General features: G+C 26.8%; 23 protein-coding genes. 16 read left to right on the forward strand and 7 right to left on the reverse strand.

Going from position 1 to position 26,589, the window contains the following annotated elements; translation table 11 throughout:
• Positions 1-9: 9 nt before the first annotated feature.
• On the reverse strand, positions 10-633 hold the full coding sequence (locus tag ACPKM0_RS05875) for a queuosine precursor transporter (protein WP_472474214.1): 624 nt from the start codon (positions 631-633) through the stop codon (positions 10-12).
• Positions 634-993: 360 nt separating this feature from the next.
• Here ACPKM0_RS05875 and arcC point away from each other — a divergent pair, with 360 nt between their 5' ends.
• A complete protein-coding gene (gene arcC, locus ACPKM0_RS05880) occupies positions 994-1,938 on the forward strand; it encodes a carbamate kinase (protein WP_472474216.1) in 945 nt (314 codons plus the stop codon).
• A 138-nt stretch (positions 1,939-2,076) separates the two neighbouring features.
• Here the strand turns inward: arcC and ACPKM0_RS05885 are convergent, their stop codons facing one another.
• Positions 2,077-3,606: an MGH1-like glycoside hydrolase domain-containing protein gene (locus tag ACPKM0_RS05885; RefSeq protein ID WP_472474218.1), complete on the reverse strand. Its 1,530-nt coding sequence runs from the start codon at positions 3,604-3,606 to the stop codon at positions 2,077-2,079.
• A 3-nt stretch (positions 3,607-3,609) separates the two neighbouring features.
• Complete coding sequence (locus ACPKM0_RS05890; RefSeq protein ID WP_472474220.1) at positions 3,610-4,683, reverse strand: GntR family transcriptional regulator; 1,074 nt, start codon at positions 4,681-4,683, stop codon at positions 3,610-3,612.
• 228 nt (positions 4,684-4,911) lie between these two features.
• On the opposite strand from ACPKM0_RS05890, the gene ACPKM0_RS05895 reads away from it, so the two are divergent.
• From ACPKM0_RS05895 to ACPKM0_RS05910, 4 genes are all read left to right on the forward strand, one after another.
• Entirely contained in the window at positions 4,912-5,787 is an 876-nt protein-coding gene (locus ACPKM0_RS05895; RefSeq protein WP_472474222.1) for a carbohydrate ABC transporter permease, read from the forward strand.
• A 12-nt stretch (positions 5,788-5,799) separates the two neighbouring features.
• Positions 5,800-6,639, forward strand: a complete 840-nt coding sequence (locus ACPKM0_RS05900; protein ID WP_472474224.1) for a carbohydrate ABC transporter permease — start codon at positions 5,800-5,802, stop codon at positions 6,637-6,639.
• A gap of 9 nt (positions 6,640-6,648) precedes the next feature.
• Positions 6,649-7,989: an extracellular solute-binding protein gene (locus ACPKM0_RS05905; RefSeq protein WP_472474226.1), complete on the forward strand. Its 1,341-nt coding sequence runs from the start codon at positions 6,649-6,651 to the stop codon at positions 7,987-7,989.
• A 62-nt stretch (positions 7,990-8,051) separates the two neighbouring features.
• Complete coding sequence (locus tag ACPKM0_RS05910) at positions 8,052-8,762, forward strand: histidine phosphatase family protein (protein WP_472474228.1); 711 nt, start codon at positions 8,052-8,054, stop codon at positions 8,760-8,762.
• Between the two features lie 232 nt (positions 8,763-8,994).
• Here ACPKM0_RS05910 and ACPKM0_RS05915 read toward each other — a convergent pair whose 3' ends face one another.
• Both ACPKM0_RS05915 and ACPKM0_RS05920 read right to left on the reverse strand, forming a co-directional pair.
• A complete protein-coding gene (locus tag ACPKM0_RS05915; protein ID WP_472474230.1) occupies positions 8,995-9,651 on the reverse strand; it encodes a glycerophosphodiester phosphodiesterase in 657 nt (218 codons plus the stop codon).
• A 53-nt stretch (positions 9,652-9,704) separates the two neighbouring features.
• Positions 9,705-10,574 (reverse strand): PfkB family carbohydrate kinase, encoded by an 870-nt coding sequence (locus ACPKM0_RS05920; protein WP_472474232.1) that lies wholly within the window; start codon positions 10,572-10,574, stop codon positions 9,705-9,707.
• A gap of 389 nt (positions 10,575-10,963) precedes the next feature.
• On the opposite strand from ACPKM0_RS05920, the gene ACPKM0_RS05925 reads away from it, so the two are divergent.
• The 9 genes from ACPKM0_RS05925 to ACPKM0_RS05965 all read left to right on the forward strand — a co-directional run bounded on the left by ACPKM0_RS05925 (position 10,964) and on the right by ACPKM0_RS05965 (position 21,315).
• The gene (locus tag ACPKM0_RS05925) at positions 10,964-11,980 is read left to right on the forward strand and encodes a LacI family DNA-binding transcriptional regulator (RefSeq protein WP_472474234.1); all 1,017 of its coding nucleotides are present in this window, start codon (positions 10,964-10,966) and stop codon (positions 11,978-11,980) included.
• Between the two features lie 181 nt (positions 11,981-12,161).
• A complete protein-coding gene (locus tag ACPKM0_RS05930) occupies positions 12,162-12,968 on the forward strand; it encodes a 5-deoxy-glucuronate isomerase (RefSeq protein ID WP_472474235.1) in 807 nt (268 codons plus the stop codon).
• A gap of 24 nt (positions 12,969-12,992) precedes the next feature.
• Positions 12,993-14,873, forward strand: coding sequence for a 3D-(3,5/4)-trihydroxycyclohexane-1,2-dione acylhydrolase (decyclizing) (iolD, locus tag ACPKM0_RS05935; protein WP_472474237.1), 1,881 nt, complete (start codon positions 12,993-12,995; stop codon positions 14,871-14,873).
• A 17-nt stretch (positions 14,874-14,890) separates the two neighbouring features.
• Positions 14,891-15,781: a myo-inosose-2 dehydratase gene (iolE, locus tag ACPKM0_RS05940; protein WP_472474239.1), complete on the forward strand. Its 891-nt coding sequence runs from the start codon at positions 14,891-14,893 to the stop codon at positions 15,779-15,781.
• A 10-nt stretch (positions 15,782-15,791) separates the two neighbouring features.
• A complete protein-coding gene (iolG, locus tag ACPKM0_RS05945; protein ID WP_472474241.1) occupies positions 15,792-16,820 on the forward strand; it encodes an inositol 2-dehydrogenase in 1,029 nt (342 codons plus the stop codon).
• Positions 16,821-16,845: 25 nt separating this feature from the next.
• Positions 16,846-17,865, forward strand: coding sequence for a type II glyceraldehyde-3-phosphate dehydrogenase (locus tag ACPKM0_RS05950; RefSeq protein ID WP_472474243.1), 1,020 nt, complete (start codon positions 16,846-16,848; stop codon positions 17,863-17,865).
• The gene (locus ACPKM0_RS05955; protein WP_472474244.1) at positions 17,865-19,109 is read left to right on the forward strand and encodes a phosphoglycerate kinase; all 1,245 of its coding nucleotides are present in this window, start codon (positions 17,865-17,867) and stop codon (positions 19,107-19,109) included. The genes ACPKM0_RS05950 and ACPKM0_RS05955 overlap by 1 nt, the downstream gene beginning before the upstream one ends.
• Before the next feature lie 64 nt (positions 19,110-19,173).
• The gene (locus tag ACPKM0_RS05960; protein WP_472474246.1) at positions 19,174-20,415 is read left to right on the forward strand and encodes a nickel-dependent lactate racemase family protein; all 1,242 of its coding nucleotides are present in this window, start codon (positions 19,174-19,176) and stop codon (positions 20,413-20,415) included.
• Between the two features lie 240 nt (positions 20,416-20,655).
• Complete coding sequence (locus tag ACPKM0_RS05965) at positions 20,656-21,315, forward strand: cytidylate kinase-like family protein (protein ID WP_472474248.1); 660 nt, start codon at positions 20,656-20,658, stop codon at positions 21,313-21,315.
• Positions 21,316-21,327: 12 nt separating this feature from the next.
• On the opposite strand, the gene ACPKM0_RS05970 is transcribed toward ACPKM0_RS05965, so the two are convergent.
• Together ACPKM0_RS05970 and ACPKM0_RS05975 are read right to left on the reverse strand one after the other, a co-directional pair.
• The gene (locus ACPKM0_RS05970; RefSeq protein WP_472474250.1) at positions 21,328-22,107 is read right to left on the reverse strand and encodes a sulfite exporter TauE/SafE family protein; all 780 of its coding nucleotides are present in this window, start codon (positions 22,105-22,107) and stop codon (positions 21,328-21,330) included.
• Between the two features lie 8 nt (positions 22,108-22,115).
• A complete protein-coding gene (locus ACPKM0_RS05975) occupies positions 22,116-23,417 on the reverse strand; it encodes a lipoprotein N-acyltransferase Lnb domain-containing protein (protein WP_472474252.1) in 1,302 nt (433 codons plus the stop codon).
• Between the two features lie 245 nt (positions 23,418-23,662).
• Between ACPKM0_RS05975 and recO the strand changes: the two genes are divergently transcribed.
• Positions 23,663-24,394, forward strand: a complete 732-nt coding sequence (gene recO / locus ACPKM0_RS05980) for a DNA repair protein RecO (RefSeq protein WP_472474254.1) — start codon at positions 23,663-23,665, stop codon at positions 24,392-24,394.
• 13 nt (positions 24,395-24,407) lie between these two features.
• The gene (gene recJ / locus ACPKM0_RS05985) at positions 24,408-26,564 is read left to right on the forward strand and encodes a single-stranded-DNA-specific exonuclease RecJ (protein ID WP_472474256.1); all 2,157 of its coding nucleotides are present in this window, start codon (positions 24,408-24,410) and stop codon (positions 26,562-26,564) included.
• Positions 26,565-26,589: the final 25 nt, after the last annotated feature.

Below are 26,589 nucleotides of genomic sequence, written 5' to 3' on the forward strand. Positions count from 1 at the left end.
AGTGGTAATTTATTCTTTTTTTAACCATTTTACTCCTAAATAGCAAAAAGGTGTATCTATTAGTGCAAAAATAATTTTAAAAATCCAATATGGTATTATTAATGAAATGATAAAAGAAACATTAAATTTAGGAGTAAGATGATAAAATGCTACGAACATAAAAATCGTTGTGTCAAAAAACTGACTTATCATAGTAGAAACATTGTTTCTTATCCAAAGATGTTTTTCTTTTGTTATTTTTTTTACAAATGAAAAAATAAAAATATCTATATTTTGAGAAATAGCAAAACTAATCAAAGAAGCGAATGTCATTCTTAGTGTTGATCCAAAAATCTGTTTATATTCTTCATTTAAATGATAACTTGAATGTGGTGGGATAGCAACACATAAAGCAACCATAGCAAAAAGAAAAATTAACATTATTATTGATACTCTAACAAAGAAAAGAGCTCTATCTTTTCCTTTAACTTCTCCAATAATGTCAGTTACTAAATACAAGGCAGGCATAAAGAATATACCAACAGAAAGTCTAATATCAAATAATGATATAATTTTAGTTCCTACCGTATTTACTAATACCATAGCAGTAATAAAAAGTGCAAATAAAAAAAGTTCTTTCTTTTCAATATCCATTGTTACTCTCCTAAAACATTTGTTCAAATTAATAACATGAATAAAGCATAAATAACAATAGAGTTATATCATTTTTTTTATTTAGAAGGGATAATATATTCTTTATTTATTTTTACAATTTAAAAATCTATTATTTCAGTAGAATTTATATTCTAATTTTATCTATTTTTAGATTATTCTAAATTTTTACTAAATTTTTTAATGATATATCTTAATATTTATATAGTATTTTTATTAAATTTAAAAAAAATCACAATTTAATAAAATAAGTGTTGCATTTTGTTGCAATTGTGATATTATACAGACACAAAGATAAAAATTAGAAAAATGATAAAGCTAAAATACTTTAGTGGAGGAATTATGGATAGTAAATTAATAGTTATTGCAATTGGAGGAAACTCTTTAATTGAAGATTCAAAACATGTAACAGTTGAATCTCAATATGAAGCAGCAAGAAAAACAGCAGAACATATTGCAAAATTAGTTCAAGATGGACATAGAGTAGTAATTGCACACGGTAATGGACCTCAAGTTGGATTCATTTTATTAAGAGCTGAACATTCAACAGATATTTTACATTCAGTTCCTTTAGATTCTTGTGTAGCTGACACTCAAGGTGCTATTGGTTACCAATTACAAATGGCTTTAGATAATGAATTTGCAAAAGTTGGTCTAACTAATAAAGTTGCTACTATTGTTACTCAAGTTGAAGTTGCAGATGATGATCCATCTTTCAATAACCCTTCTAAACCTATTGGTAGTTTTATGAGTGAAGAAGTTGCAAAAGAAAGAATGGAAAAAAACGGTTGGATTTGTAAAGAAGATTCAGGAAGAGGATGGAGACGTGTTGTTGCTTCACCAAAACCACAATCAATTGTTGAAATTGATACTGTTAAAGTATTAGGTGACAATGGAATTACTGTTATTGCTGCAGGTGGTGGTGGTATCCCTGTTGTTAGAGGTGAAAATGGTAAGCTAAGTGGTAAAGAAGCTGTTATTGATAAAGATTTAGCTGCAGCTCTTATGGCAAAGCAATTAGGTGCTGATTTATTTGTAATTTCTACAGCAGTAGAAAAAGTTTGTTTAAACTTCGGTAAACCTAATCAAAAAACATTAGATACTATTTCAACTGATGAAGCAAAACAATATGTAGATGAAGGTCATTTTGCTCCAGGTTCAATGCTTCCGAAAGTTCAAGCTATTGTTGATTTTGTAGAAAGTACTGGAAATATGGGCTTAATTACAGATCCATCTAACCTTTATGATGCTCTTCATGGAGATCAAGGTACTAAAATTGTAAAATAATTGATTTAATTTAAAATTAAATATATACCCCCCCCAATTTACCTATATTGAATTAGTTGCTCTATTTATAGAGCAACTTTTTTATCCTAAAAAACCACTATAAATTTTATAGTGGTTATTAAATATATTAAAATATTATTAGAGTGTAATTGATTCTTTCTTTTTTGTAATATTAAAAGATGAAATTTTATTATCATAAGTAACTTCTAGAATAAAATTATCACTGCTTTCTACTTCTAATGTTAATTTATCGTTTATGATACCTTTGCTCTTTAATGAAATAATATTATTCCCAAATGGTAAATTAGAAAGACTGAAACTTTCTTTTAATTTAATATTCCATTTTATCTTATTATTAGATTTGTCGCAAATAACTCCAAAAATTGATTCAAATAATACTGAAACAGGTATTAATCCAGTCCATCCTATAAAGTCTTTTCTTGCAAATAGTCCTGGATCTGCTGTTGTTGGAGAATAGTATTCAAAAAATGTATTTGTTTTATTAAAAACTTGTTCTACTTGTTTTAGACATTTATTAGAAATATCGAAAGCTTCATTATAATAACCATTTTTAATTAGACCACTTATAATAGTGTAGGTCATAGGCGCCCAAACTCCACCTTGCCAATAACAACCATCATCTTTAAATTCTTCATGAGATGGAGGAATTGATGGTACCATATATTTATTATAGAAAGCTCCACCTTTTTTTAATTTACTTACAACTTTATCTAATTGGGATTTGTTTAATATATCGGTATGTAAAATCCAAAATGCACCAATATGCATTGTGTCAATTTTATTTCCATTTTCGTCAATATCAAATAGAAATCCTTTTTCTTCATCCCACATATTGTTCAATATGTAATTCTTTAATGATTTCTTTTCATTATTTATATCTAATATTTCTTGCCATCTTTCAAGCTCGTAGCTGAAATCTACTAGTAAAGATACATTTATGTATTGTTGAAGAGTTGCATCAACCCAACTTAAAAAACCATGAGAATAACTAATATGGTATTTTTTATCAACTCTAGGTATATTATCCATGCCTGAGCCCCAACCACTAGACCAATAAGAACCATCTTTCCATCTTCGGTTATTTTTTAACCATTGATGGTATGCAACTAGAGGGGTAAAAACATCATTTAATCTTTCTTTATTACCGAATAGTTTATAATAATCATTTTCTGCAAATGCTAATATATTTGGACCAGTACTTACAGGATCATATCTATGAAATTCATCTTTTCCACTGTCATCTATTTCTCTACAAATAAAACCATCAGGATGTTGTGAACTATAAAAGTTATTTAATGTATTTTGAAATGGGAATGCTCTATTTCCATATTTTGCAAACATTGTAATAAAGCAAGAGTCCCACATAAAAATATTTTTATTATATGCAGTATCAATATATGCACTAGCAAAAGATGAGCCTTTTTTAGGATAATATATATGCTCAAAAGCTAATTGCCAAACTCTTTCATACATTTTAACAATATTTTCATGTTTGTCCCAAGTTATATTTGGTAATATCCCTTTATTTTCTTCATAAGTCAAAATATCATGATTATCATCATAATGTTTTGATTTAAAACAATTTTCACTTACAAAAATGTTACCAACGTAAGTTGGTTTGAATCCATCTTTTGTAAAGCTTGCCATAATTTACCTCTCGTGTATTGTTGATTTAATTATTTTAGTAATAAAAACATCATCATTGTTTTTATTAATATTATCGATTAATAGCGAAACAGACTCTCTACCCATTTTTGTTAAATGAGGGTCTACATAGCAAATTGAATTAGTATAAGGATCTACAGGTTTATTTAATTCATTGTGTAAGAATAATTTGATATTTGATACATCAATATTTAATGACAACATTGCTTTTAAAAAAATGTTTAAGATCCTGTTGTTTAACGCATAAAAGGCATCTATCTTACCGAAAGCGATTAATTGTTTTTTTAATTCCTCAAATTCTTTAGAATTGTGAGTTTCATCTATTGGGTAATTTGAATCATTAATAGTAATTATTTGTGAATAATTAAATTTTTTATCATTGATATTATAAGCATTAACTATTCCTTGAATTCTTTCTTGAATTGAATAACAATAAACGCCACTACCGATTAATACCTTTGTTAGGCCCTTATTTAGCATAATATTTGTTATATTATAAGAGCATAATTTATGATCTGTTGTTACTATATTAGAATTAATTGAAGCTACGTTTTGATCAATTAATACATAATTTATATTATTTTTTATAAAATATTCTAATATCTTCTTGTTGTTTTTTTCAAATTTATTTTCAATAGCAGGAATATAAATTACACCATCAATACTAGAAAAATCTTGACTTTGTATAAATTCTTCTACTTTTATTGAGTTTCTATTTGAATTGCATATTATTGTTTTATATCCATTGATATGTAATTGATCTTCTATCCCCTTTAGTAAGTTAGAATCATAATGAGATGTAATATCTCCTAAAATAACTAAAATGTATTTATTAATGTTTTCAAATAATGATTTAATAAACATTCCTTTTTTATTTGGTTTGGAATATATGAATTCTTCTTTTTCTAATTCTTTTAAAACTCTAATGATAGTGATTCTACTAGCATTATACTTTTCTTGAAGTTGTAGTTGAGAAGGAAGCTTTTCATCAGATTTGAAAATATTATCATTAATGCATTTAATAATATCTTTTTTTATTGATAAGTATTTATATTCCATTTTTAAATCCTTAATTAAATTTATTGTTATATCAATTATTTATATATCATATATGTTAATAAGTCAAATATTATTACTAATTTTTATTAGGATTAAAAATAATTAAAAAAAATAATAAATTTTCTTGACATTTTACATTTTTGAAATAATATATAGTCACATTAATAAATATTAGATATATATAAAAAATATTATTGATATATCATTGATAAACAAAAGGAGACCATATTGCTTAAAACAAAACATAATCAAACCTTAATTTGGTATTCTTTCTTGCTTCCGACCATATTAGCGTTAGCATTTTTTATGGCGTACCCGATATTAGAAGCATTGAGACTTAGTTTTTTTAAATCCAATGGAACAATAGAAAATTTTGTAGGTTTAAGAAATTACAAAATAATTCTTACTAATAAAACTTTTTGGAACGCTGTATATACAACAATCTATTTAAGTTTTTTTAAATTATTAATTTCTATACCACTTGGATTTGTTATTGCTTACTGTATAAATGAATTATCTTCATTTTTTCAAACCTTATTTAAAATAGTATATTTTATTCCATATGTAACATCAGTTGTTGCTGCTGGTATGATATTTATATTTGTTTTACATCCTGAAGAAGGATTATTAAATTCATTTATAGGAATATTTGGATTTGAACCGATTCAATATTTAGCTCATGCTAGATCTGCTAGATGGGGAACTATTTTATTGATGGTTTGGCACTGGCTTGGTTTTGTAATAATTATATTTATTGCTAATTTACAAACTATTTCTAAAGATATATATGAAGCAGCATTAATAGATGGTGCAAAAAAAATTCATACATTCTTTTATATAACAGTCCCTTTAATGAGAAATTCTTTTATTTTCCTTCTAATCCTTGGAACTATTGAAGGTTTAAAAACATTTACAGAACCTTACATTTTAGGAAGAGGGAATGGGTCTCCAGGTGGAGCATTAACAACAATGACAGCGTATATTTATAATCGTGGATTTATGGGAAATGAATTTGGAGTTGCATCAGCTGCAGCTTATGTTCAATTTGCTTTAATATTTATTATCACATTTATAAATATTAAGTCATCGAAAATGAAATTATAGTAGGGGATTTAAATGAGTAAAAAAAATAATTTAAGCTTTAATATATTTGCAATTACTTTATTAATTGCCTTTTCAATACTATTAATTGCACCATTTATTTGGATGATAAGTGTTTCATTAGAAAGATATGCAAATTTACAGCCACCATTTCCACCAAGTTTGATTCCACAAGAACCATCCATGTTTAATTATAAGTTAGTAATTGAAAATGGAACTTTATTTAAAGCCTATGCTAATTCGTTTATAATTGCATTTTTTACTGTTTTAACAACATTATTTACTGCTTTATTAGGTGGTTATGCATTTTCAAAGGGAACATTTAAAGGTAAAAAAATATTATTCTTTTTAGTTTTAGGGACTATGATGATACCTTTAGAAAGTCGATTAATACCAATGTATATGATGTTTAGTGCTTGGAATATGTCAAACACATTCTTTCCACTAGTTTTAACTATGCCACAATTAGGATTTGCTGTTTTATTATCAAAACAATATTTTGATAATTTACCAAATACTATTAGAGAAGCTGCATGGATTGATGGAGCTACAGAGTATAAAATATTTAATAAAATATTTTTACCATTAAGTGGTCCAATGATTGCTACCTTAATTATTTTGATATTTATGGGATCTTGGAATGATTTCTTATGGCCATTAATTGTATTAACTAGCCAGAAGTTACAAACAATACCTATATATTTATCAAAATTCTCACTAGAAGATGGAACTGCATATGCTGGACTTTCAATGGCATTGTCTGCTTCAAGTATTGTTCCAGTTATTATCGTATTCTTAATTTTCCAAAGATATATTATAGAAAGTGTCGCTATGAGTGGCATTAAAGGCGAATAGGAGGTTCGTATGAAAAAGAAGTTTTTAACTCTTTCAATGATATTATTAGTATTAATATCTAATTCAATTTTCTCTTCAGGTAGTTCTGAAGAAAGTCAAACAGCAAAGGTTGAAAAAACACCTTTACGTATTCAATTAATCGGTTCTTTTAAAGAAGAAGACACAACAGATCCAATTAGTGGTAAAAAAATAGTTGGTGTTCATTACCTAGAAGAAGAATTTGAGAAACTTCATCCTGAAGTTGATGTTGAGTTTGTAATTATGGGTTGGGATAGTTATACACAAAAAACTATTGCTATGCTACAGAATAACGATTCTGACGTATATCAAGTTCCTGGTATCGCATCAATTGCAGCAATGGGTTTATTAGAACCATTGACTCCATACATTGAAAAAGATAATTTTGATTTAAATAAATATATTGGTAACCAAGTAAAAGGTTGGGAAGCAATTGGACCTAATGATGATGATTTAAGTATATATGGTTTACCTTTTATTGGTGATACAAGATATATTTCTTATGATAAAAAATTATTTGATGACTGGGGTGTAGAATACTTATCACAATATCCAACTTTAGAAGAAATTGAAACAAAAGCAGCTATGATGACTGGTATTAACCCAAAAACTGGTGAACAAAACTATGGTCTTAGATATTTCGGTGGTAGTTATTTAGCTGATACAGCTATGAATATTAGTGAAGGTTTAGGTAATACATGGGGTTCTGGTTTTTCTTGGGATGATATGAGTGTAAACTTTAATACTGACGAAATGGTTGCTGCTGTTGATTGGATGAGAGAAAATCTAAAATATTGCCCACCTGGAAATGTTTCAAGACAAGGTGATGAAAAACTTTATACTCCTGACAATAATATTGCAATTAACTTAAGAGATGATCCAAAAAGTTTATCAAAAATTGAAGCTTTAAATTGGGATGATAGAATTGGTATTTCACATCTTTTTGTTAATCCTGAATATAATATGGGTAATATGTTTGCAGGTTCTCCTTGTGCTATTGGTAGCTCATCTGAAGTTAAAGATATTGCTTGGGAATGGATTAAATTCTCATCAAGTGAAACTTTCCAAAGATATTTCTGGGAAGAATATAGATCACTTCCAACAATTAATAGCGCTTTAGATTGGGATTCTATCAATGTAATTCCTCAAATTTCTGAAGTATTAAAAACTATGGAAAATTTATGGGTACCACGTTATCCATATAGAGCAAGTGAACCAAGATCAATTTTCGCTATTCAAGTTGAAAAAGCATTATTAGGTGAACAAACTCCAATGGAAGCAATGGATCAAGCTCAAAACGATACAGACGCTTGGATTCAACAACAAAGATAATTAATTCAATATCTACCTATTTATTTAATTAAATAGGTAGATGTCTTGATAGGGAAATATTAATGCACTTATATATTATTAGACATGCAGATCCAAGCTATAATCCAGATGGATTAACTGAAAATGGATATAAAGAAAGTAAAGTTTTAGCTAACAGATTAAAAGATTATGGCGTAAATAAAATATATAGCTCAAATATGGTTAGAGCAAAATTAACAGCAGAACCTACATCAAAGCTATTAAATATTGATGTAAATATTCATAAATGGCTAATGGAACCTGAAGAATTAAAGATAGTTCAATCTAATCAAGAATATTGTATTTGGGATACATATGGTGAAACAATTAGACAATATGATCAGATGCCAACAAAAAATGATTGGTATACAAAGCATCCATTCGATAATCCGAGAGTAAAAGAAAGCTGGGAAAAATTTGTTGTAAATTGTGATGAGTTTTTATTATCTCTAGGTTATAAAAGAGTGAATGGTAGATTTGAAGTTATCAAAGAAAATAATGATAGAATTGCTATTTTCACTCATAATGGAACTTGTTTATATTTCTTATCGTATTTGTTAGAAATACCTTTACCATTAGTTTTCAGTGGTTTTTATTGTTGGCCATCTTCACTTACTGATATTTATTTTGACCAAAGATCTTCTAAATGGGCAATCCCTAGAGCTTTATGTGTTGCAGATACATCGCATTTAGCTAGTGAAAAATTAAAGCCACAAGCAAGAGGTATGGGAGATTATTGTCCTGAGTATTATTAATATTTTTGTATTGTGAATAAAAAGTTAAAGTTGTAATAACTTTAACTTTTTTTTATACTCTTCTAAAGCTAAAAAGAAATAGTGAGGTGAAATTAAATTAAGTTATAAAGAAATTATCCAAAAAGGTTGGATGCTTTTTTAATGAGATATTGATGTGATATAATACTAATAAGTATATAAAGATTATTGGTGAAATATTAATTATATACTTACATATATAGATTAGTTTTAATTAATAAAATAGATTTGGATAATTTGTTGTAATATTAAATACTTCATTTCTTTTACATATCTCAAAATCTTTCAAATTATCTACTGTCCACGTAAAAATTGGAAAATTCAATTCTCTTAGTTTAAAAAATAAAGGTGAATCTAATAATAGATAATTTATATTAATTCCAAAAAGAATAATTTTTTTATATTCATTTACATAATATTCAATATTGTCATAGTATTCTTCTTCAAAATTGATAATTATTCTAATGTTCTTATTAATTTTATTAATAAGTTTAGCACCTTCAAGATGAGTACCTGATATAACACAATTATTAACAAAATCATTTTCTTCAATACAAGATATGATTTTTTCTATATATTTGTCATCTTTTATATCTATATTTAACTTAGTATTATATTTTTTAGCAAAACTAATTGCTTGATCAAGTGTAATTAACTGTTCATCATAAATTTTTGCATCATTAAAATTAAGTGAATCTAGTTCAATGTTATTTATAAGATTATCGTGGGCCAAAAAACAAATGTTATCTAAGCTAACTCTAACATCAACTTCTATATATGAATGTTTAAAATTAATTGCACATAATAAGTATTCAATAGAGTTAGCTTTAGTATTATTTGCACCGCTGTGAATTGTTAATTTGTTAATCATTTGTATCCTCAGATTTATTATAAAAGATAAAAAGCAAATTTTAAATAAAATCTTTAATTAAAAGTTTTTATTCTTTCAATTACATCATTATATGTACCTTTAAAAGGTCCAGGTGTCTCCATTTTTATTGAACATAAAGCAGCAGCATAATTTACAGAATCTTGAATTGAAGAGTCTAATCTTTTTGATAGATAAGCCGCGAAAGTTGTATCGCCTCTACCTGTTCTGCCACTTAAATTATTAGGATTAAATGGTGCTGTGTAGAACTTACCATCACTGTAAATAAGAACTTCGGTATTGTGAGTAACCATAACTTCTCTTATCCCTTTGTCCCCTAAAATTTTAGCTGCTTTTTTTCTATCTTTTTCACCGGTTAATATTTCAGCTTCAGCTGCATCTGTTTTTAAATATGTAATATATTTACTATATTCATCAAGATTGTCCCAATTCTTAAATAATAAATCATTGTTTGTACTTGCTCTTAATAGTCCTTGAGCATCAATTGCAACTTCAGCTTTTTTTGAATAAAATTCAATAAAACTATCAGGTATTTCATCTTTGAACAAACCTGCAAGATGTACTATTTTTGCGTCAAAATCAATCATATTATCTATAGAGAAATTGGTTGCTCTTGAAAGTAATGTTACTTTTCTTTTTTCTTTGTCAGCAGAAAAATAAATATTTTCAATACTTGTTGTTTTTTCTGAGTCAAGTCTTGTAACATCAACACCATTATCACTCATAACCATTAAATCGCTTTCAGCTTCTTTGTTTGCAACTGTGATTACTTTTATATTCTTATTATTAGTAGTTGCAGCAATTGAAGAATAAATTACAGGTCCACCTAAAAATTTCTGAACACTATCTTTGTAAATCATTATATCTTTTGATACATGACCTATCATTACAATATCATAAACCATTATAACTCTCCTAATCAAAATATTAAATTATAATTGATATATCAATTATAATTTAATATTCATTGCACATTGATGTAAATATGATATTATCAAATAATTGGTATGTCAATATTTTTAATTTATTATAGTAGTTATTATTTATGATATATCAATTTTTCTATATAATTAAATTGATTATTCATATAATTTGATTGAGTTATATAATATTAAAGATAACTTATTATGGACGCTAACAAAGATTGTGAGTATAATAAATAAAAAATTATTATATAGCATTTAAATGAATGCCTTAACTAAAAGTGATTTTCTATTTAATGTATTTTGAATAAAATAATTTAATTATTGTTTATTCTTTTTGTAGCTTTGTTATATATTTAATAAGAGGTTGTATGTCAAATAATATTACAATAAAAGATATTGCAGCTATTGCTGGAGTTAGTTATTCAACAGTATCTAGATGTTTAAATGATAGTCCTTTAGTTTCTGAAAAAACAAAATATAAAGTTAATAAAATTGCAAAAGAACTTGATTTTGAGTTTAATGCAAATGCAAGAGGTTTAATAACTTCTAAAGCTAATACAATTGCAATTGTTTTACCTGAGGGTTTTTCAAAAATTAATATTAGTGCATATCATAATATATTATTAAATTCATTACGAACAAATTTAGAAAAAAGAGATGTAGATTTAATAGTAACTTATCAAATTAATCATTATACAAATCATAATAATATTATTAGATTGATTAATAGAAAAAAAATTGATGGATTAATATTATTAATTGAAGATCCTAATGAGGAAACTATAGATTTTATTAAAAATAGGGATGTTCCATCTGTTTTTGTTCACTATCCTCCAATTGAAAAAACTGAAAATTTTGATATTGTTTATACAGACCATTATGAAGGTGGTAAAATAGTTGCTAAACATTTATTAAAAAAGGGACATAAACATTTTACTGTTCTAGCTGTTGATGATTACCATAAGGAATTTAAATTAAGGGAAACAGCTTTTTGTGACGAAATTATAAAAAATGGTGGTACAATAAATAAATTATTTTGTTCCTTAGATTATTGGAGTGGAAAAGAATGTGTTGAATCTAATATAGATTCAATATTAAAAACTACTGCTATATTTGGTTTAAATGATTTAATTGCTTTAGGAGCAATGAGAGCATTGAATAAATTAAATGTAAAAATCCCTCATGATATTTCTATAGTAGGTTATGATAATAGTGAATTTAGTGAATATGCAAATCCATCTCTTACTACTATACACCAACCAAGAGAAGAATTAGCTCTTTTTGCTGTTGACAAGTTATTTAGGCAAATAAATAATGAAGGATCATTAGATAACACTAATAAAATAAGTATCAAGCCTGTACTTATTGAAAGAGACTCTACTTAATTAATTATCACACTCAAAAAGTGTAAAATTTTATATATTAATTCATTTTTTTCTTGACTAATTTAATATATGTTTTTAAAGTATAGTTATGAAAACGTTTGCAAAATAATAAATAAATATCATTTATTTTTTATTTATATAAAAATACAAACGTTTGCAAAAACAAATAGGAATTTATATTATGATTGTTAAAAGAAACGAAGAATTTAAATGTGGGTATACCACCATTACTGAATTAAATGGCACAAATAAAGAAATGTTATTAGACTTTGGAATATTAAAATTAGATACAGATGATATTTTTGAATCTGATAGCAATTTAGAAAGAGCTTATTTATTAATAAGTGGAAAAATCGAATTTATTTATGAAGATAAAAAATATATTGCAGAAAGGTATTCTTGTTTTGATGAAGAACCTATAGTTTTACATGTTTCTAAAGATGTAAAAATAAAAATTATTGCACTAAATGATAGTGAAATATGTATTGAAAGATGTCAAAACGAAACCATATTCCCTTCAAAGATATATAACAAAGATAATGTTAGGACAGATATTTTTGGTAAAGATGTTCTTAATAATACTTCAATTAGAAGTGTTAGAACTATTTTTGATGGTGAAATTGCACCATATTCTAATATGGTTATGGGTGAAGTTATAAATCATCCTGGTAAATTCTCAAGTTATCCACCTCACGATCATCCTCAACCTGAAATTTATCATTATAAATTTTTCCCAAAACAAGGTTTTGGAGTTTCCATGTTAGACGATGATGCCTTTGTTGTAAAAGATGGTGATACTTCATTAATAAAACCAGATACAACTCATTCTCAAGTTGCAGCTCCTGGGTACGCAATGTATTACATTTGGATGATTCCTCATTTAGAAGATGATAGATGGTTGCCAACTACAAGATATTATAGGGATGAGCATAAATGGTTATTAGATAAAGATGTCAAAATCTGGCCAGAAAAAAAATTCGAAAAATAAAAAGATAAATGGAGAAAGATAATTATGAAATCTACAATAAAGTTAACAACAGCTCAGGCAATAGTTAAATTTTTAGATAATCAATATATAAATTTTGATAATAGAGAAGAAAAGTTTGTAAATGGTGTTTTTGGTATTTTCGGGCATGGTTGTGTAGTAGGGCTAGGAGAAGCTTTAGAAGAAAATAATCATAACTTAAAATTCTATAAAGGTTCTAATGAGCAAGGAATGGCACATAGTGCTATCGCATATGCTAAACAAAATAATAGAAAAAAAATTATGGCAGTTACAACTTCAATAGGACCTGGGGCTATGAATTTAGTTACAGCAGCAGCCTTAGCTACAACTAATAGAATTCCAGTTTTATTATTACCTGGTGATACTTTTGCATGTAGACAACCAGATCCTGTTTTACAACAGTTAGAGCAGTTTAATGATTTTGGAATTACATCAAATGATGCCTTTAAACCAGTTTGTAGATATTTTGATAGAGTTAATAGACCTGAGCAAGTTATGACTGCACTACTTAATGCAATGAGAGTTTTAGTTTCTCCAGTTAATACAGGAGCGGTATGTTTAGCTTTACCTCAAGATGTTCAAGGTGAATCATATGATTATCCAATTGAATTTTTTGAAAAAAGAATTCATTACATTAGTAGAGTTAGTGCTAATGAAGTTGTTGTTGATAAAGCTGTTGAATTAATAAAAGATAGTAAAAAACCCTTAATGATTTGTGGGGGTGGTGTAAGATACAGTGAATGTGGCAGTGAATTTGCCTCTTTTGCAATGAAATATAATATTCCATTTGGTGAAACTCAAGCTGGAAAAAGTGCTGTTGAATTTGCACATCCTATGAATTTGGGCGGAATTGGTGTAACCGGTAATTCAGCTTCTAATAATATAGCAAAAGAAGCAGATTTAATTATTTCTGTTGGTTCTAGAATGTCTGATTTTACTACATCAAGTAAATGGTTGTTTGACTTTGATAAAGCTAAAATTATTTCTATAAATGTTAATGATTTTGATGCTATAAAAATGGACTCCTTGCCATTAGTTTGTGATGCAAAAAAAGGATTAGATGCTTTAGATTCAAAGCTAAGTAAATTGAACTATAAATCAAACTATAAACAAGAAATACTAGTCGAAAAATTAAAATGGGATGAAGAAGTAAATAGATTATATACTACTGAATTAGGCCCAAATAATAGATATTCACAACTTAGAGCACTTGGCATTATGAATGATGAGTTATTTGATAAAAACAGTATAGTTGTAGGTGCTTCAGGATCTCTTCCTGGTGATATGCAAAGAGTCTGGAGAGCATATGAAAGAAATACTTATCATATGGAATATGGTTATTCATGTATGGGATATGAAGTTAGTGGTGCTCTTGGAGTAAAATTAGCTAAAGAAGATGTAGAAGTTTATTCAATGGTTGGAGATGCTTCTTTTGTAATGTTACATTCAGAGCTTCTTACTGCTTTAGAAAATAATATCAAAATTAATATTATGTTATTTGATAATAATGGTTTTGGTTGTATTGATAATCTTCAAAGATCTCAAGGAATTCCTAAATTTGGTTGTGAATTAGTTTATAGAGGAAAAGAATCTAATAGATTAGATTCTACGGGTTCAAAATTGAAAGTTTCTTATGCAACTATTGCAAAAGGCTATGGCTGTGATGTTTGGACAGTTACTAATAGCGACGAATTAAAACAAGCTATAAAAGAATCAAAGAATAGTAATAAATCAACTCTTATTGATATAAAAGTTGATGAAGATTCTATGAGTGGCTCTTATGGAAGTTGGTGGAGAGTTGGTACTGCAGAAATTTCAGAAAAAGATAGTGTAGTACAAGCTTCAAATAATCTAAAAAAAGAAATTAAAAAAGTAAAACAATACTAAAAGTTTGAGGTTTATAAATGGATAATAAGAAAGTTAAATTAGCAATTGCTCCAATAGCTTGGACAAATGATGATATGCCTGATTTAGGAAGTGAAAATACATTTGAACAATGTGTAAGTGAAATGGCTTTAGCAGGTTTTAGAGGTAGTGAAGTTGGAAATAAATATCCAAAAAATCCAGAAGTTTTAAAACCAATGTTGGATTTAAGAGGAATTTCAATTTGTAATCAATGGTTCAGCTCATTTTTAACAACACAAAGTCTTGATGAAGTAATATCCGATTTTAATAAACAATTAGATTTTTTAGAGGCTGTGGGAGCTAAATTAATTGGACCTGCTGAACAAGGTAATTCTATTCAAGGTAAAAATTTGAGTGTTTTCGATGAAAAACCAATCTTTAGTGATAAAGAATGGGAACTTGTAGCTAATGGGTTAAATACTCTTGGAAAAATTGCAAAAGATAGAGGTTTTAAACTTTGCTACCACCATCATATGGGTACAGGTTGTCAAACTATCAAAGAGACTCAAAAATTAATGGATATGACAAATAAAGATTATGTTTATTTAACATTTGATTCAGGACATTTTGCTTTCTCTGGTGAAGATCCTGTTAAAGCTTTGTCTTTATTTATTGATAGAGTTGCTCATGTTCATTTAAAAGATATTCGTCAAGAAATTGTAAAACAAGTTAAAGAACAAAAATTAAGTTTTTTAGAAGCTGTTAGATTAGGTGCATTTACAATTCCTGGCGATGGTTCTATTGATTTTCCAGCCATTTTTAAAATTTTAGAAGAAAATGATTACCAAGGTTGGATGGTTGTAGAAGCTGAACAAGATCCAGCAAAAGCTAACCCATTAGAATATGCTATTAAAGCAAGAAAATATATTAGAGAAAATACAGGATTATAGGAGAATTTTTATGAAGAATATAAATATTGGAATCATTGGTGGAGGTAGAATTGGACAAGTTCATGCAAAAAGCATAACTAATTTAGTTCCTAACGCAACAATAGTTGCATTAGCTGATCCTTTTATGAGTGAAAAGTTAGAAACATGGGCAAAAAGTATTGGAATTAAAGAAACTTATAAAGATCCATATAAAATCATTAATCACGAAAATATTGAAGCTGTATTAATTTGTTCACCAACAGATACTCATACAGAGTTAATACAAGCAGCTGCAAAAGCTAAAAAACATATTTTCTGTGAAAAGCCTGTTGATACAGATTTAAATAGAATTAACGAAACTATGAATGTAGTTAAAGAAAATGATGTTTTATTCCAAATTGGTTTTAATAGAAGATATGATCATAATCATAATGCTGTTAGAAATGCAGTAATAAATAATGAAGTTGGAGATGTTCATGTTATTAAAATTACATCAAGAGATCCTGAGCCACCAAATCCAGAATATGTAAAAGTTTCAGGTGGAATTTTCTTAGACATGATGATTCATGATTTCGACATGGTTAGATTTTTAAGTAATAGTGAAGTTGAAGAAGTATATGCTTCAGGTGCAGTTCTAATAGATCCAGAAATTGGAAAAGCTGGTGATGTTGATACAGCAATGGTAATGTTAACTATGAAAAATGGGTCATTAGCTATTATTGATAATTCAAGACAAGCTGTATATGGATATGATCAAAGAACAGAAGTGTTTGGATCAAAAGGTTGTGCTAAAGTTGAAAATGATAGAAATAGTTTAGTTGAAATTAGTTCAAAGACAGGTGTTAAATCTGAGAAACCTTTATATTTCTTCTTAGATAGATATATTGATTCATATGCAAATGAAATAATTGAATTTATAGATGCAGTTCAAAGTGGAAAAGAAATTACTTGTGGAATAGACGATGCTATTAGACCTGTTGAAATTGCTCTTGCAGCAACTAAATCATTAAAAGAACATCGCCCTGTATTAATCAGTGAAATAACAAACGATATTAAATAAGAATAGAAAAGTAGGAGAATACAATATGAAAAAAGTAAAAGTAGGTGTTGCTGGATACGGTACAATTGGACAAAGATTAGCTGACGGTGTAGCTCTTCAAGAAGATATGGAATTAGTAGGAGTTGCTGATGTTGCACCAACACTACCTGTTCAAGCATTATATGAAAAAGGTATGCCTTATAAACTATTTACTGCAGTACCTGAAAAAAAGCATCTATTAACAGATAGAGGTATTCCTGTAAGTGGTACATTAGAAGAATTAGTTCAACAAGTAGATATTATGCTTGATGCAACCAATGCAGGTGTTGGGGCTATGAATAAAAAATTATATGAAAAATATAATACAAAAGCAATTTTCCAAGGTGGAGAAAAAAATGATGTAGCAGATATTTTCTTCCATGGTTATGCTAACTATGAAAAAGGAATAGGTGCTGATTTTTTAAAGTTAACTTCATGTAATACAACAGGTTTAATAAGAGCTATCGATTCTATTGATAGAGCAGTTGGTGTTGAAAAAACAGCAATTACTATAATAAGAAGAGTTGCAGATCCAGGTGATTACCATAGAGGCTTAACTAATGCTTTAGAAGTTGCTCCAGCTCCAAACCATCAAGCTTTAGATTTAATGACAATTATGCCACACATTGATGCTACAGGTATTTTAGTACACACACCTGTAACTCATGGACACATTATTACATCAGTAGTATCAACTAAAGATAAAATTAGTAAAGATGAATTATTAGAAATTTTTAATGCTCATCCAAGAATTCGTGTTGTAAGCTTAGAAGATGGCTTTAAAGGGAATGCTTCATTATTTAAATATGCTAGAGATTTAGGTCATCCAAGAGGTGATATGTATGAAATTGCAGTGTTTAAGGAGTCTATTGTAAATAGTGGTGATGATATTATGTTCGCAATTAATATTCCACAAGAAGCTGTAGTAATTCCTGAAAATATAGATGCAATTAGAGCAGCTCTTAAAATGCAAGATACTAGAGAAGAAGGAACAAAAGAAACTAATAAATATTTAGGAATGAAATAATGAATAGTAATTTAGGGTTTAAATCTATTGAAGAAATAGATGTTAAAAATAAAAAAGTATTACTTAGATTAGATATTAATTCACCTATTGATGTGAATACTAAAAGAATTGTAAATACTAATAGAATTGATAAATCCCTAAGAACTTTAAATTATTTAAAAGAAAATGGTGCAAAAGTTGCCATAATTGCTCATCAAGGAGATACTTTAGATTATCAAAATCTAATATCTCTGAGTGAGCATGCTAGTATATTATCAAAAAAAATGAATGTAAATGTTGATTATATTGATGATGTATGTGGACCTGCAGCAATTGAAAAAGTAAATAATTTAAAAAGTGGTGAATTTATTATTTTAGGTAATTTAAGATATTTAGGAGAAGAGTTATCTACATTTGAAAATAGTGTAAAGTTGAGTGATGAACAATTATTAAGTAATTATTTAGTTAGATCATTAACACCTCATTTTGATTTATATGTAAATGATGCATTTTCTGCAGCACATAGATTTGCTCCAAGTATGGTTGCTTTTCAACGAGTATTACCAAGTGCTGCTGGATATCTGTTCTTTGATGAAATTTCAACACTTAAAAAAATAAAAGATAATCCTATCTCTCCTTGTATTTTCGTTCTAGGTGGGGCAAAAATTTCTGATGCATTTTCTATGATGGAAGAAGTTTTAAGTAAAAATATTGCTGATAAAATTCTAACATGTGGTGTAACTGGAGAAGTTTTTCTACTTGCTAAAGGAATCTATCTTGGTAAAAAAGTTGAAGAATTTATAAAAGATAGAGGCTTAGAAAACTTTATAAAAGAAGCTAAAAAACTATTAGATAAATATGAAGATAAAATAGTTGTTCCAAAAGATTTAGCCTATGAAGAAGATAATCAAAGAAAAGAGCTATTAGTAAATGGTGAACTTTTAGATTATTTATATGCAGATATTGGTGAAAATACGATATCAACTTATAAAAAAATCATATTTGAAGCTAAAACCATTTTTGTAAATGGGCCAGCTGGAATGTATGAAAATCCAATATTAGAAAACGGTACTAAAGAACTGCTTATAGCAATATCAAATTCAAATGGATTTAGTGTAGTAGGTGGTGGAGATAGTGTTAGTGCAACTACTAAATTTACTGATTTAAACAAAATGGATTACATCTGTACTGCAGGTGGAGCAATGGTTAGATATTTATCTGGTAAAAAATTACCCCTAATAACAGCAATGGAAAATTCAAAATAATAATTAAGATAAATAAACATTAAGGGGTGAGATTAATTTTTCACTCCTTTTTTTTGAGGTTAAAATGAAATTTAAAGTTAACTATAATAAAGAAATAGTAAATATAACAATAAAAGATGATACTAAAATTATTTCACCAAAAGATGTTCTTGTAAAAAATCAAGAAAGTATAATCACTAAAAGTTTAAATAATCCTATAAACAGTAAATCATTAAATGATTTTATATATAATAAAGATAAAATTTTAATAATAGTAAATGATGGAACACGCCCAACACCTACTGCAAAAGTTTTGGAAACTATTTTTCCAATAATAAAGAAAAAACAAATTACTATAATGATTGCTACAGGTGTCCATCGTATAGCAAATGAAAATGAATTGATTCATATACTAGGAAATACATATGATAATTTAAAAGATAAAGTTATTTCTCATGAAGCAAGAAAAGCAGAAGATTTACAATATATTGGAACAAGTCGTAATGGTACACCTTTAGAAATTAATAAAGAAGTATTAAATAATGAGGCCTTAATAGTAATTGGTAGTGTGGAACCACATTATTTTGCAGGATATACAGGTGGTAGAAAAGCTATAATGCCAGGTGTTGCGTCATTTAAATCTATAGAAGCAAATCATAAACATGCATTAGATTATAGAGCTAAAGCATTAAACCTAAAAGACAATCCAGTTCATTTAGATATGGTAGATGTATTATCTCTTTTAGGTGATAAACCGATATATTCAATTATGAGTGTTATGGATAGAAACCATAATATTTATGAAATTACATCTGGTAATATAATTGATAGTTTTGATCAAGCAATAAAATATGCTAATGAAGTATTTACACAAGAAATAAATGAAAAATATGATATTGTAATAAGTGTAGCAACATCTCCTATGGATATAGATTTATATCAATCTCAAAAAGCTATAGATAATGGTAAATTAGCACTAAAAGATAATGGGATATTAATATTAGTGTCTGCTTGTTTAGAAGGAGTAGGGGAAAAAGCATTTTACGATTTATTAAAATCTTGTAGTACACCTGAAGAAGTTTTAGAAAATATTTCTAATAATTATAAATTAGGGTACCATAAAGCTGGAAAAATGGCTGAAGTAATGACTTGGGCAAATATTTATGTAGTTAGCGAATTAGAGAATAAACTATGGGAAGATATTTTTATTCAACCTTTTGGTTCTATTCAAGATGCAATAAATTGTGCAACTAAAATTAAAGGGAAAAATGCTACCTTTTGCTTACTTACAGATGGTTGTATTACTGTACCTTTATTAACAAAATAGTTTTTATTTGAATTTTAAGAAAAAACATTAAGCAAATTTTACACAATATGTTATAATTAAGTGTAGGATATCACAGGGTACATTATTGTTTGTGTACAAATACTGTGTTTAGATAAATTATTTTAATGATTAGAGATATTTCATTAATGAAGACTAAATTAAAAAATTATCTATTATAGTTATGCTGAAATTTATTTCTAATTAGTAAAAAGCTTAATTACTCAATGCATGGAGGTATAAATGGGCGTTATTACAATTTCAAGAAAAATGGGAAGTGAAGGAACTTATATTGGTAGAAAAGTTGCAAAAAGATTAAACATGGCTTATGCAGATAAAGCTTTTATTTCAAAAATTATGAGAGAGTATGGTTTTAGTGCATTTAAGGAAGTTTATGATGAAACACCTACATTTTGGGATAAGTTTTTAACAATTAGAGAGCAAACAATAGATTTCTTAGCTAAAACAGAACAAGCTATTGGTAAAGCTGATAATGTAGTAATTGTTGGTAGAGGTGGTTTTGGTATTTTTGAAAATTATAATGATGTATTAAATATTAGAACAAAGGCCCCATTAGAAATTAGAGTTAAGAGACAAATGGCTGAGCATGATATAAGTTATGAAGAAGCTTATACCCATGTTTTAGAAAATGATAAAGTACGTAAAAATTTTGTAGAGTCTGATTTTAGATTTGATTATCAAAATACAAATAGTTTTGATATGATAATTAATACTGCAATTATTGATCCTGATAAATCAGTAGACTATATTTGTGAAGTATATGATTCTTTGATAAAAAATGGTAGATCTAGCACATCAAAAAATTTAAAAGATTTAGAAGTTGATCCAATTTTATTAAAGTATGTTAGAGAAGAATTAGATAAAACTAAAGATGCTTTATAATTTACTTATTAACTAAATGATGTTATTAACAAATAACATTATTGCAATATAATAAACACTTAATATCACAACAAAATTATAAATTTTTTGTGGTATTATTTTTATTAAATATATTGATGCTAATATTCCTAAAAATAAACCTGGAAGCATAGCTAATGTTATTTTTAAAGTTTCAAAAGTAATATTTTTCCAAAAGAAAATAAAAATTATTACTTTAGTTATATTTAGTGAAAAAAAGAAAAGGGCAGTAGATCCTACAAATTCTTTTTTTTCTTTAGTTTGTCTAAAAAAATAAATACAAGTGATAGCACCAGCTGCATTTGAAACTGTAGTAATCCCAGATAACAATGATAAAAACAATGTAAATGGTTTATTTAAAGGCTTATTTATTTTATCTTCAATCCTACCACTTTTATCTTTAATTTTAGTAATTTCTCCAATTGTTATCATAATTACCATTAATAATAAAAAAAATGAGATAAAAATAGTGAATAATCTATCATCAATAAATGATGCAAAAAAACTTGTAATTATAATACCAATAATTGCTAATGGTACAAAATTAAAAACAGCTTTATAATTAATTTGATTTCTGTATATGTATATTGGAATTATATCTCCTAGTAGGTAAATAGGGGCTAAAATTCCAATAACTTGTTTAGAAGGGATGATATTTAACATTAAATACATACATATAACAGATAAATTTCTAAACCCTCCTTTATCTAAACCTAAAAAAAAGGCAGCTATTGTTAAGATGGTTATATTAGAAATAATTAATTGATTTGCCATAAATTACCTTAATTCTTAGTTTTAAGAAGTGCACCTTGCAACACATAAAACAAAAAAAGTGGGACAATGATTATATAATTATCTTGAATTAGTGTTTCAGGAATAATATTTTTTATAATTATAAATACTACTAAATAAAAGCTATATATTGAACAAAATATTTCATATAAAATAACTCTATGCATTGAAAATTCTTTTTTTGATAAAGTTAATATTGAAAGAATTAATGGAAAAATAAATATTATTGGATTTAGAAAAAATATGTTTTCATTATTCCATGCAGCCGTAATATTCGAATAAAAAACAAAAAAAGTAATTACTAAGGATATTATGAATAAAAATAAATTGATAATAATATTGTAAATTCCAAAAAAGGGTAATTCTTTATCTTGTTTTAATACTTTAAAGAATAATCCTAGAAGCCCTAAAATCAAGCCTATTAATGTATATAAAATTAAATGATTTTTAAACCTTGAAAAAGAATTGAAAGTAGAAGTACTGTTAGTTTCATTAATTATTGTTTGAGTTGAATTAAATTCTTGAAAATCAATTGTTGCTGATTCTAAATATTCAGGTAGAAACATGCTTTCCCACAGTGTAATATCCACATCACTATTTTCACCTAAAAAAGAATTTAATACCCAATTTACAAAATAAGATCTTGATAATTCGTTTGAAGATAAATACCTATAAGAATAATGGGAGTTTTGAGTAGTTGCCCATTCTTTAAATTCTCCATCACTAGCCCAATTTAAAATATCTCTTATTCTCGTAGCACAATTGTCTAAATAAAAATCATATAAATAAGTTCTATTTTCTTTTTGTGCATTATAATTTAAGAAATTAACAATATCGAGTTTTTTATTATTAGGAATATTTAATTCAACTTTACTAATTGCTCTATTATCTTCAATAGGTTGTTCAAATCTAACTGAAGCTTCAGATGGTAAAAGTAAATAATACATTTTTCCGAACATAAAGTTTTCAACAAAATTTTCACTTGAAAAATTAAATATACCATAATCATAAACTATGGAGATATTATCATCTTGTTCTACCATAATAGCTGAATGACCAAACCATGAATAAACTGGTTTGCCTGGTGTTATTGTAATTAAAGATACTTTAATTTTATCAAGTTCTAATGTGTCATATAAGTCAATGTTAGTAATTTTTTCAAAAGAGGATAAATTTTCTTCACTGGGAAAGGGATTAGGTAGTGGCTCTTTTTCAATATTTAGAGAAAAAATATTGTTAGTGATACATAATAATAGAACTAGTAGTGCAACAAATTTGTAATTAATTTTCATAACTTAGTTAGTTTACCATATGACTAAATAGATTTCTATATTTTTTTTTTAAATATAATAGTTAGGAAGTATAAAATAGTAAATAATTTAAATTTTAATACGAAATAGTCTTATTATATTATAAACAAAAGTTTTAAAATTAATAATAATTTTAAATTATTCTAACTTATATCTGTTTGAATATTTAATCTATATTTTATTGACTAAAATATGTTTTTAATCTTATTCTTATATGAGGAGATTTTATGGAAAGGAATATTGTTACTCAAGCTATCGCGCTTCATTCTAGAAGAGATGGTGTAAACAATGTTAATATTTCCCTATTAAGTATAGATTTAGGAGTAATAACTATTAGGGCTTTTGGCGCTAAAACAAGCAAAAAAGCTCCAAAAGCTTTTAGATTTCAAGAAGGACAGTTTTTTATATATTTTAATCCAACTAAAAAACAATACATTTTAAAAGATGTTAATTTAATTGCAACACATGATGGATTATTAAATGATTATTCAAATATATCTATTGCATCAATTATGAGTGAAATCATATTAAAAACATATAGTGATGATTCTGCATATGTATATAATTTGTTTACTAAATCATTAGATTTTTTAGAAGATGATTCTATTAATAAGGATATTATTCTAATTCAATTTATTCTAAGGTTTATTAAAAATCATGGTTTTTTTGAAAATTTTACAAATTGTCCAAATTGTGAAAAAAAATATAGTGATGAAGAAATATTATATTTTTCAAACACTTTAAGTGTTCCTAGTTGTAAAAACTGTTCTAATTCTTCTAATATGTTATTGCCTCCTAAAGCAAGAAAGTATTTATCTATTACATTAAATATGTCTATAGAAGATGCAATTAATATTAAATTATATGAGACTACTGCCACTAGGATAAAATCTTATATGATTAGATGGATAACAAATATAATAGGTTATCCATTAAAAAGTGTAACTGTATTAAATTAACAAAAGGTAAAATATGAATTGGATAAGAAAAAGTATTGATATTGAAGAAGTAAAACAACTTTCTAATAGATATAAAGTTGATTTATTAACATGCTCAATTCTTGCTAGAAGAAGAATAGTTGAAAGAGAAAAAGTTAAGTTTTATTTAGAAAATGATTTATTATTTTTGCATAGTCCCTTTGAATTTAAAGATATGTCAAATGCAATTGAAAGAGTACTAGATGCTATTGAATCTGAAGAAAAGATCAGGGTTTTTGGTGATAAAGATGTAGATGGAATTACTAGTACTGTTTTAATAGTAAATGAACTAAATAGATTAGGAGCTAATGTAAGTTATACGGTACCAGATGGAGATGATCCATATGGAATGACGAAAGAAAAAGTAAAAAAAGCTAAAGAAGATGGAGTTAGTTTGTTTATAACAGTAGACTGTGGAATTAGTGAAATTGATGAAATCAATTATGCTAATGATTTATATATTGACACAATAGTCTTAGATCATCATTTAAGCGGTGAAGTCTTACCTAATGCTTACTCTATTATTGATCCAAAGAAAAAGGGCTCAACATATCCTTTTGAACATTTAGCGGGATGTGGTGTAACAGCTAAATTTATATGGGCACTACGTTTTTCTCAAACTGATTATTTTAATGAAGATTATATATTATTACATGCACAACCAGGCAATGATACAGTAATTATTCAAGCTATGAAAGTGAGAAATCTTGTAGTTGTTGATAGGGTTATTGAGATAATTAACCCAGGCTTAGTAAAAATAGAACAAAGTAAAATAATAGAATTTATCAATTGTGGTGTACCTATAATTGTTCTTGATGAAGATGTTGAAAAGAAACAATTAAGTAAAGCTTTTAATTCTAAAATTGATATATATTTACAAGATATGAGACCTATCTTAAATGAAGTTTTTCCATCATTAAAAACCAAAAGTCTCTTTTCATTATCTGAAATATCTAAAAGTGGAAAATACAGTGAAATAGTTAGAGATGAGTTAGATGTTTTAATGGGTATTTTTAACTCAATAATTTATTCTTCAAATAAATTGTTATCTACAGGATTTGATAAAGTATTAGATTTGGTTGCCATTGGTACTGTTGCTGATATGATGCCTATGGTTGATGAAAATAGAATCATTGTTAGAAGAGGCTTGAAACAACTAACTCAAAATCCTAGAAGATCTTTATTGCCATTATTAGCAAATGCTAAACTGATAAATAAAAGTATTACTACAACAAATATTGGTTGGAATATATCACCAATAATTAATTCTTCAGGACGATTAGGGAAGCCGCAAGTAGCTATTGATATGTTATTAGCACAAGAGGATTCTAAAATAGAAGAACATGCCTTAGCTCTCTTAGAATTAAATAAGGAACGTCAAAAATTAGGTGATGATTCTTGGGATAAACTACAAAAGGAAGCTAAAGATAATTTTGAAAAATTTGGTTCAAAGCTTGTTTTAGTTAAAAATACTAAAGTCCCAAGAGGTATAACAGGTTTAATGGCTTCAAGATTAATGAATAATTATAAAAGTCCTAGTATGGTTTTATCAAAAAATGATGATTCAACTTATACAGGAAGTATGAGATCTCCTAAGGGATTTCATATTACTAAATTCTTAAAATCTTTTGATTCTTTATTATTGAATTTTGGTGGTCATGCAAATGCAGGTGGGTTTTCACTTAAAGAAGAAAATCTTGATGAATTTATAATTAGTATTGAAGAAAAATTATATAGTATGGATGATGTTGAAGTTGAAGATCAAAATGATGTTGAAATTGATTGTACGATAAATGAGAAAGATTTTTCACCAAAATTAATGAAAATTGTAGAATTATTCGAGCCTTATGGGCAATTAAATAATCCTCTTGTTTTTCATATAGAAAAAGCACAATTAAGTAATTATTTTTTTATTAATGGTGGTTCAAATGGAAGTCGAAATATTAAGTTAGAATTATCATTTAATAATTATAAATGGCCATGTATTTTCTGGAATGGTGGAAAACAAATAGATGAAGGTTTTGAAATTGGAGATTTTGTTGATGTTGTATTTAAAATGAGCTTAAATAATTATAAAAATAACGAAATGATTCAACTATCTATAATTGATATTAAGCAAAGTGAAAATACTTTAAATGTAAATACAAAATAAATTGAAATAAAGTTAAATAATATAA

The sequence above is a fragment of the Pleomorphochaeta sp. genome (genome assembly GCF_050031695.1).
Taxonomy (GTDB): Bacteria; Spirochaetota; Spirochaetia; order Sphaerochaetales; family Sphaerochaetaceae; genus Pleomorphochaeta.

What these genes read in the sequence shown, in the direction of transcription:
- ACPKM0_RS05920 (WP_472474232.1), bottom strand. Translation starts at nt 10,574, where the DNA reads ATGGTTTATGATATTGTAATGATAGGTCATGTATCAAAAGATATAATG.
- iolG (WP_472474241.1), top strand. Translation starts at nt 15,792, where the DNA reads ATGAAGAATATAAATATTGGAATCATTGGTGGAGGTAGAATTGGACAA.
- arcC (WP_472474216.1), top strand. Translation starts at nt 994, where the DNA reads ATGGATAGTAAATTAATAGTTATTGCAATTGGAGGAAACTCTTTAATT.
- ACPKM0_RS05900 (WP_472474224.1), top strand. Translation starts at nt 5,800, where the DNA reads ATGAGTAAAAAAAATAATTTAAGCTTTAATATATTTGCAATTACTTTA.
- ACPKM0_RS05875 (WP_472474214.1), bottom strand. Translation starts at nt 633, where the DNA reads ATGGATATTGAAAAGAAAGAACTTTTTTTATTTGCACTTTTTATTACT.
- ACPKM0_RS05965 (WP_472474248.1), top strand. Translation starts at nt 20,656, where the DNA reads ATGGGCGTTATTACAATTTCAAGAAAAATGGGAAGTGAAGGAACTTAT.
- ACPKM0_RS05915 (WP_472474230.1), bottom strand. Translation starts at nt 9,651, where the DNA reads ATGATTAACAAATTAACAATTCACAGCGGTGCAAATAATACTAAAGCT.
- ACPKM0_RS05970 (WP_472474250.1), bottom strand. Translation starts at nt 22,107, where the DNA reads ATGGCAAATCAATTAATTATTTCTAATATAACCATCTTAACAATAGCT.
- recJ (WP_472474256.1), top strand. Translation starts at nt 24,408, where the DNA reads ATGAATTGGATAAGAAAAAGTATTGATATTGAAGAAGTAAAACAACTT.
- ACPKM0_RS05890 (WP_472474220.1), bottom strand. Translation starts at nt 4,683, where the DNA reads ATGGAATATAAATACTTATCAATAAAAAAAGATATTATTAAATGCATT.
- ACPKM0_RS05975 (WP_472474252.1), bottom strand. Translation starts at nt 23,417, where the DNA reads ATGAAAATTAATTACAAATTTGTTGCACTACTAGTTCTATTATTATGT.
- ACPKM0_RS05960 (WP_472474246.1), top strand. Translation starts at nt 19,174, where the DNA reads ATGAAATTTAAAGTTAACTATAATAAAGAAATAGTAAATATAACAATA.
- ACPKM0_RS05910 (WP_472474228.1), top strand. Translation starts at nt 8,052, where the DNA reads ATGCACTTATATATTATTAGACATGCAGATCCAAGCTATAATCCAGAT.
- ACPKM0_RS05955 (WP_472474244.1), top strand. Translation starts at nt 17,865, where the DNA reads ATGAATAGTAATTTAGGGTTTAAATCTATTGAAGAAATAGATGTTAAA.
- ACPKM0_RS05950 (WP_472474243.1), top strand. Translation starts at nt 16,846, where the DNA reads ATGAAAAAAGTAAAAGTAGGTGTTGCTGGATACGGTACAATTGGACAA.
- ACPKM0_RS05925 (WP_472474234.1), top strand. Translation starts at nt 10,964, where the DNA reads ATGTCAAATAATATTACAATAAAAGATATTGCAGCTATTGCTGGAGTT.
- iolD (WP_472474237.1), top strand. Translation starts at nt 12,993, where the DNA reads ATGAAATCTACAATAAAGTTAACAACAGCTCAGGCAATAGTTAAATTT.
- iolE (WP_472474239.1), top strand. Translation starts at nt 14,891, where the DNA reads ATGGATAATAAGAAAGTTAAATTAGCAATTGCTCCAATAGCTTGGACA.
- ACPKM0_RS05905 (WP_472474226.1), top strand. Translation starts at nt 6,649, where the DNA reads ATGAAAAAGAAGTTTTTAACTCTTTCAATGATATTATTAGTATTAATA.
- recO (WP_472474254.1), top strand. Translation starts at nt 23,663, where the DNA reads ATGGAAAGGAATATTGTTACTCAAGCTATCGCGCTTCATTCTAGAAGA.
- ACPKM0_RS05930 (WP_472474235.1), top strand. Translation starts at nt 12,162, where the DNA reads ATGATTGTTAAAAGAAACGAAGAATTTAAATGTGGGTATACCACCATT.
- ACPKM0_RS05885 (WP_472474218.1), bottom strand. Translation starts at nt 3,606, where the DNA reads ATGGCAAGCTTTACAAAAGATGGATTCAAACCAACTTACGTTGGTAAC.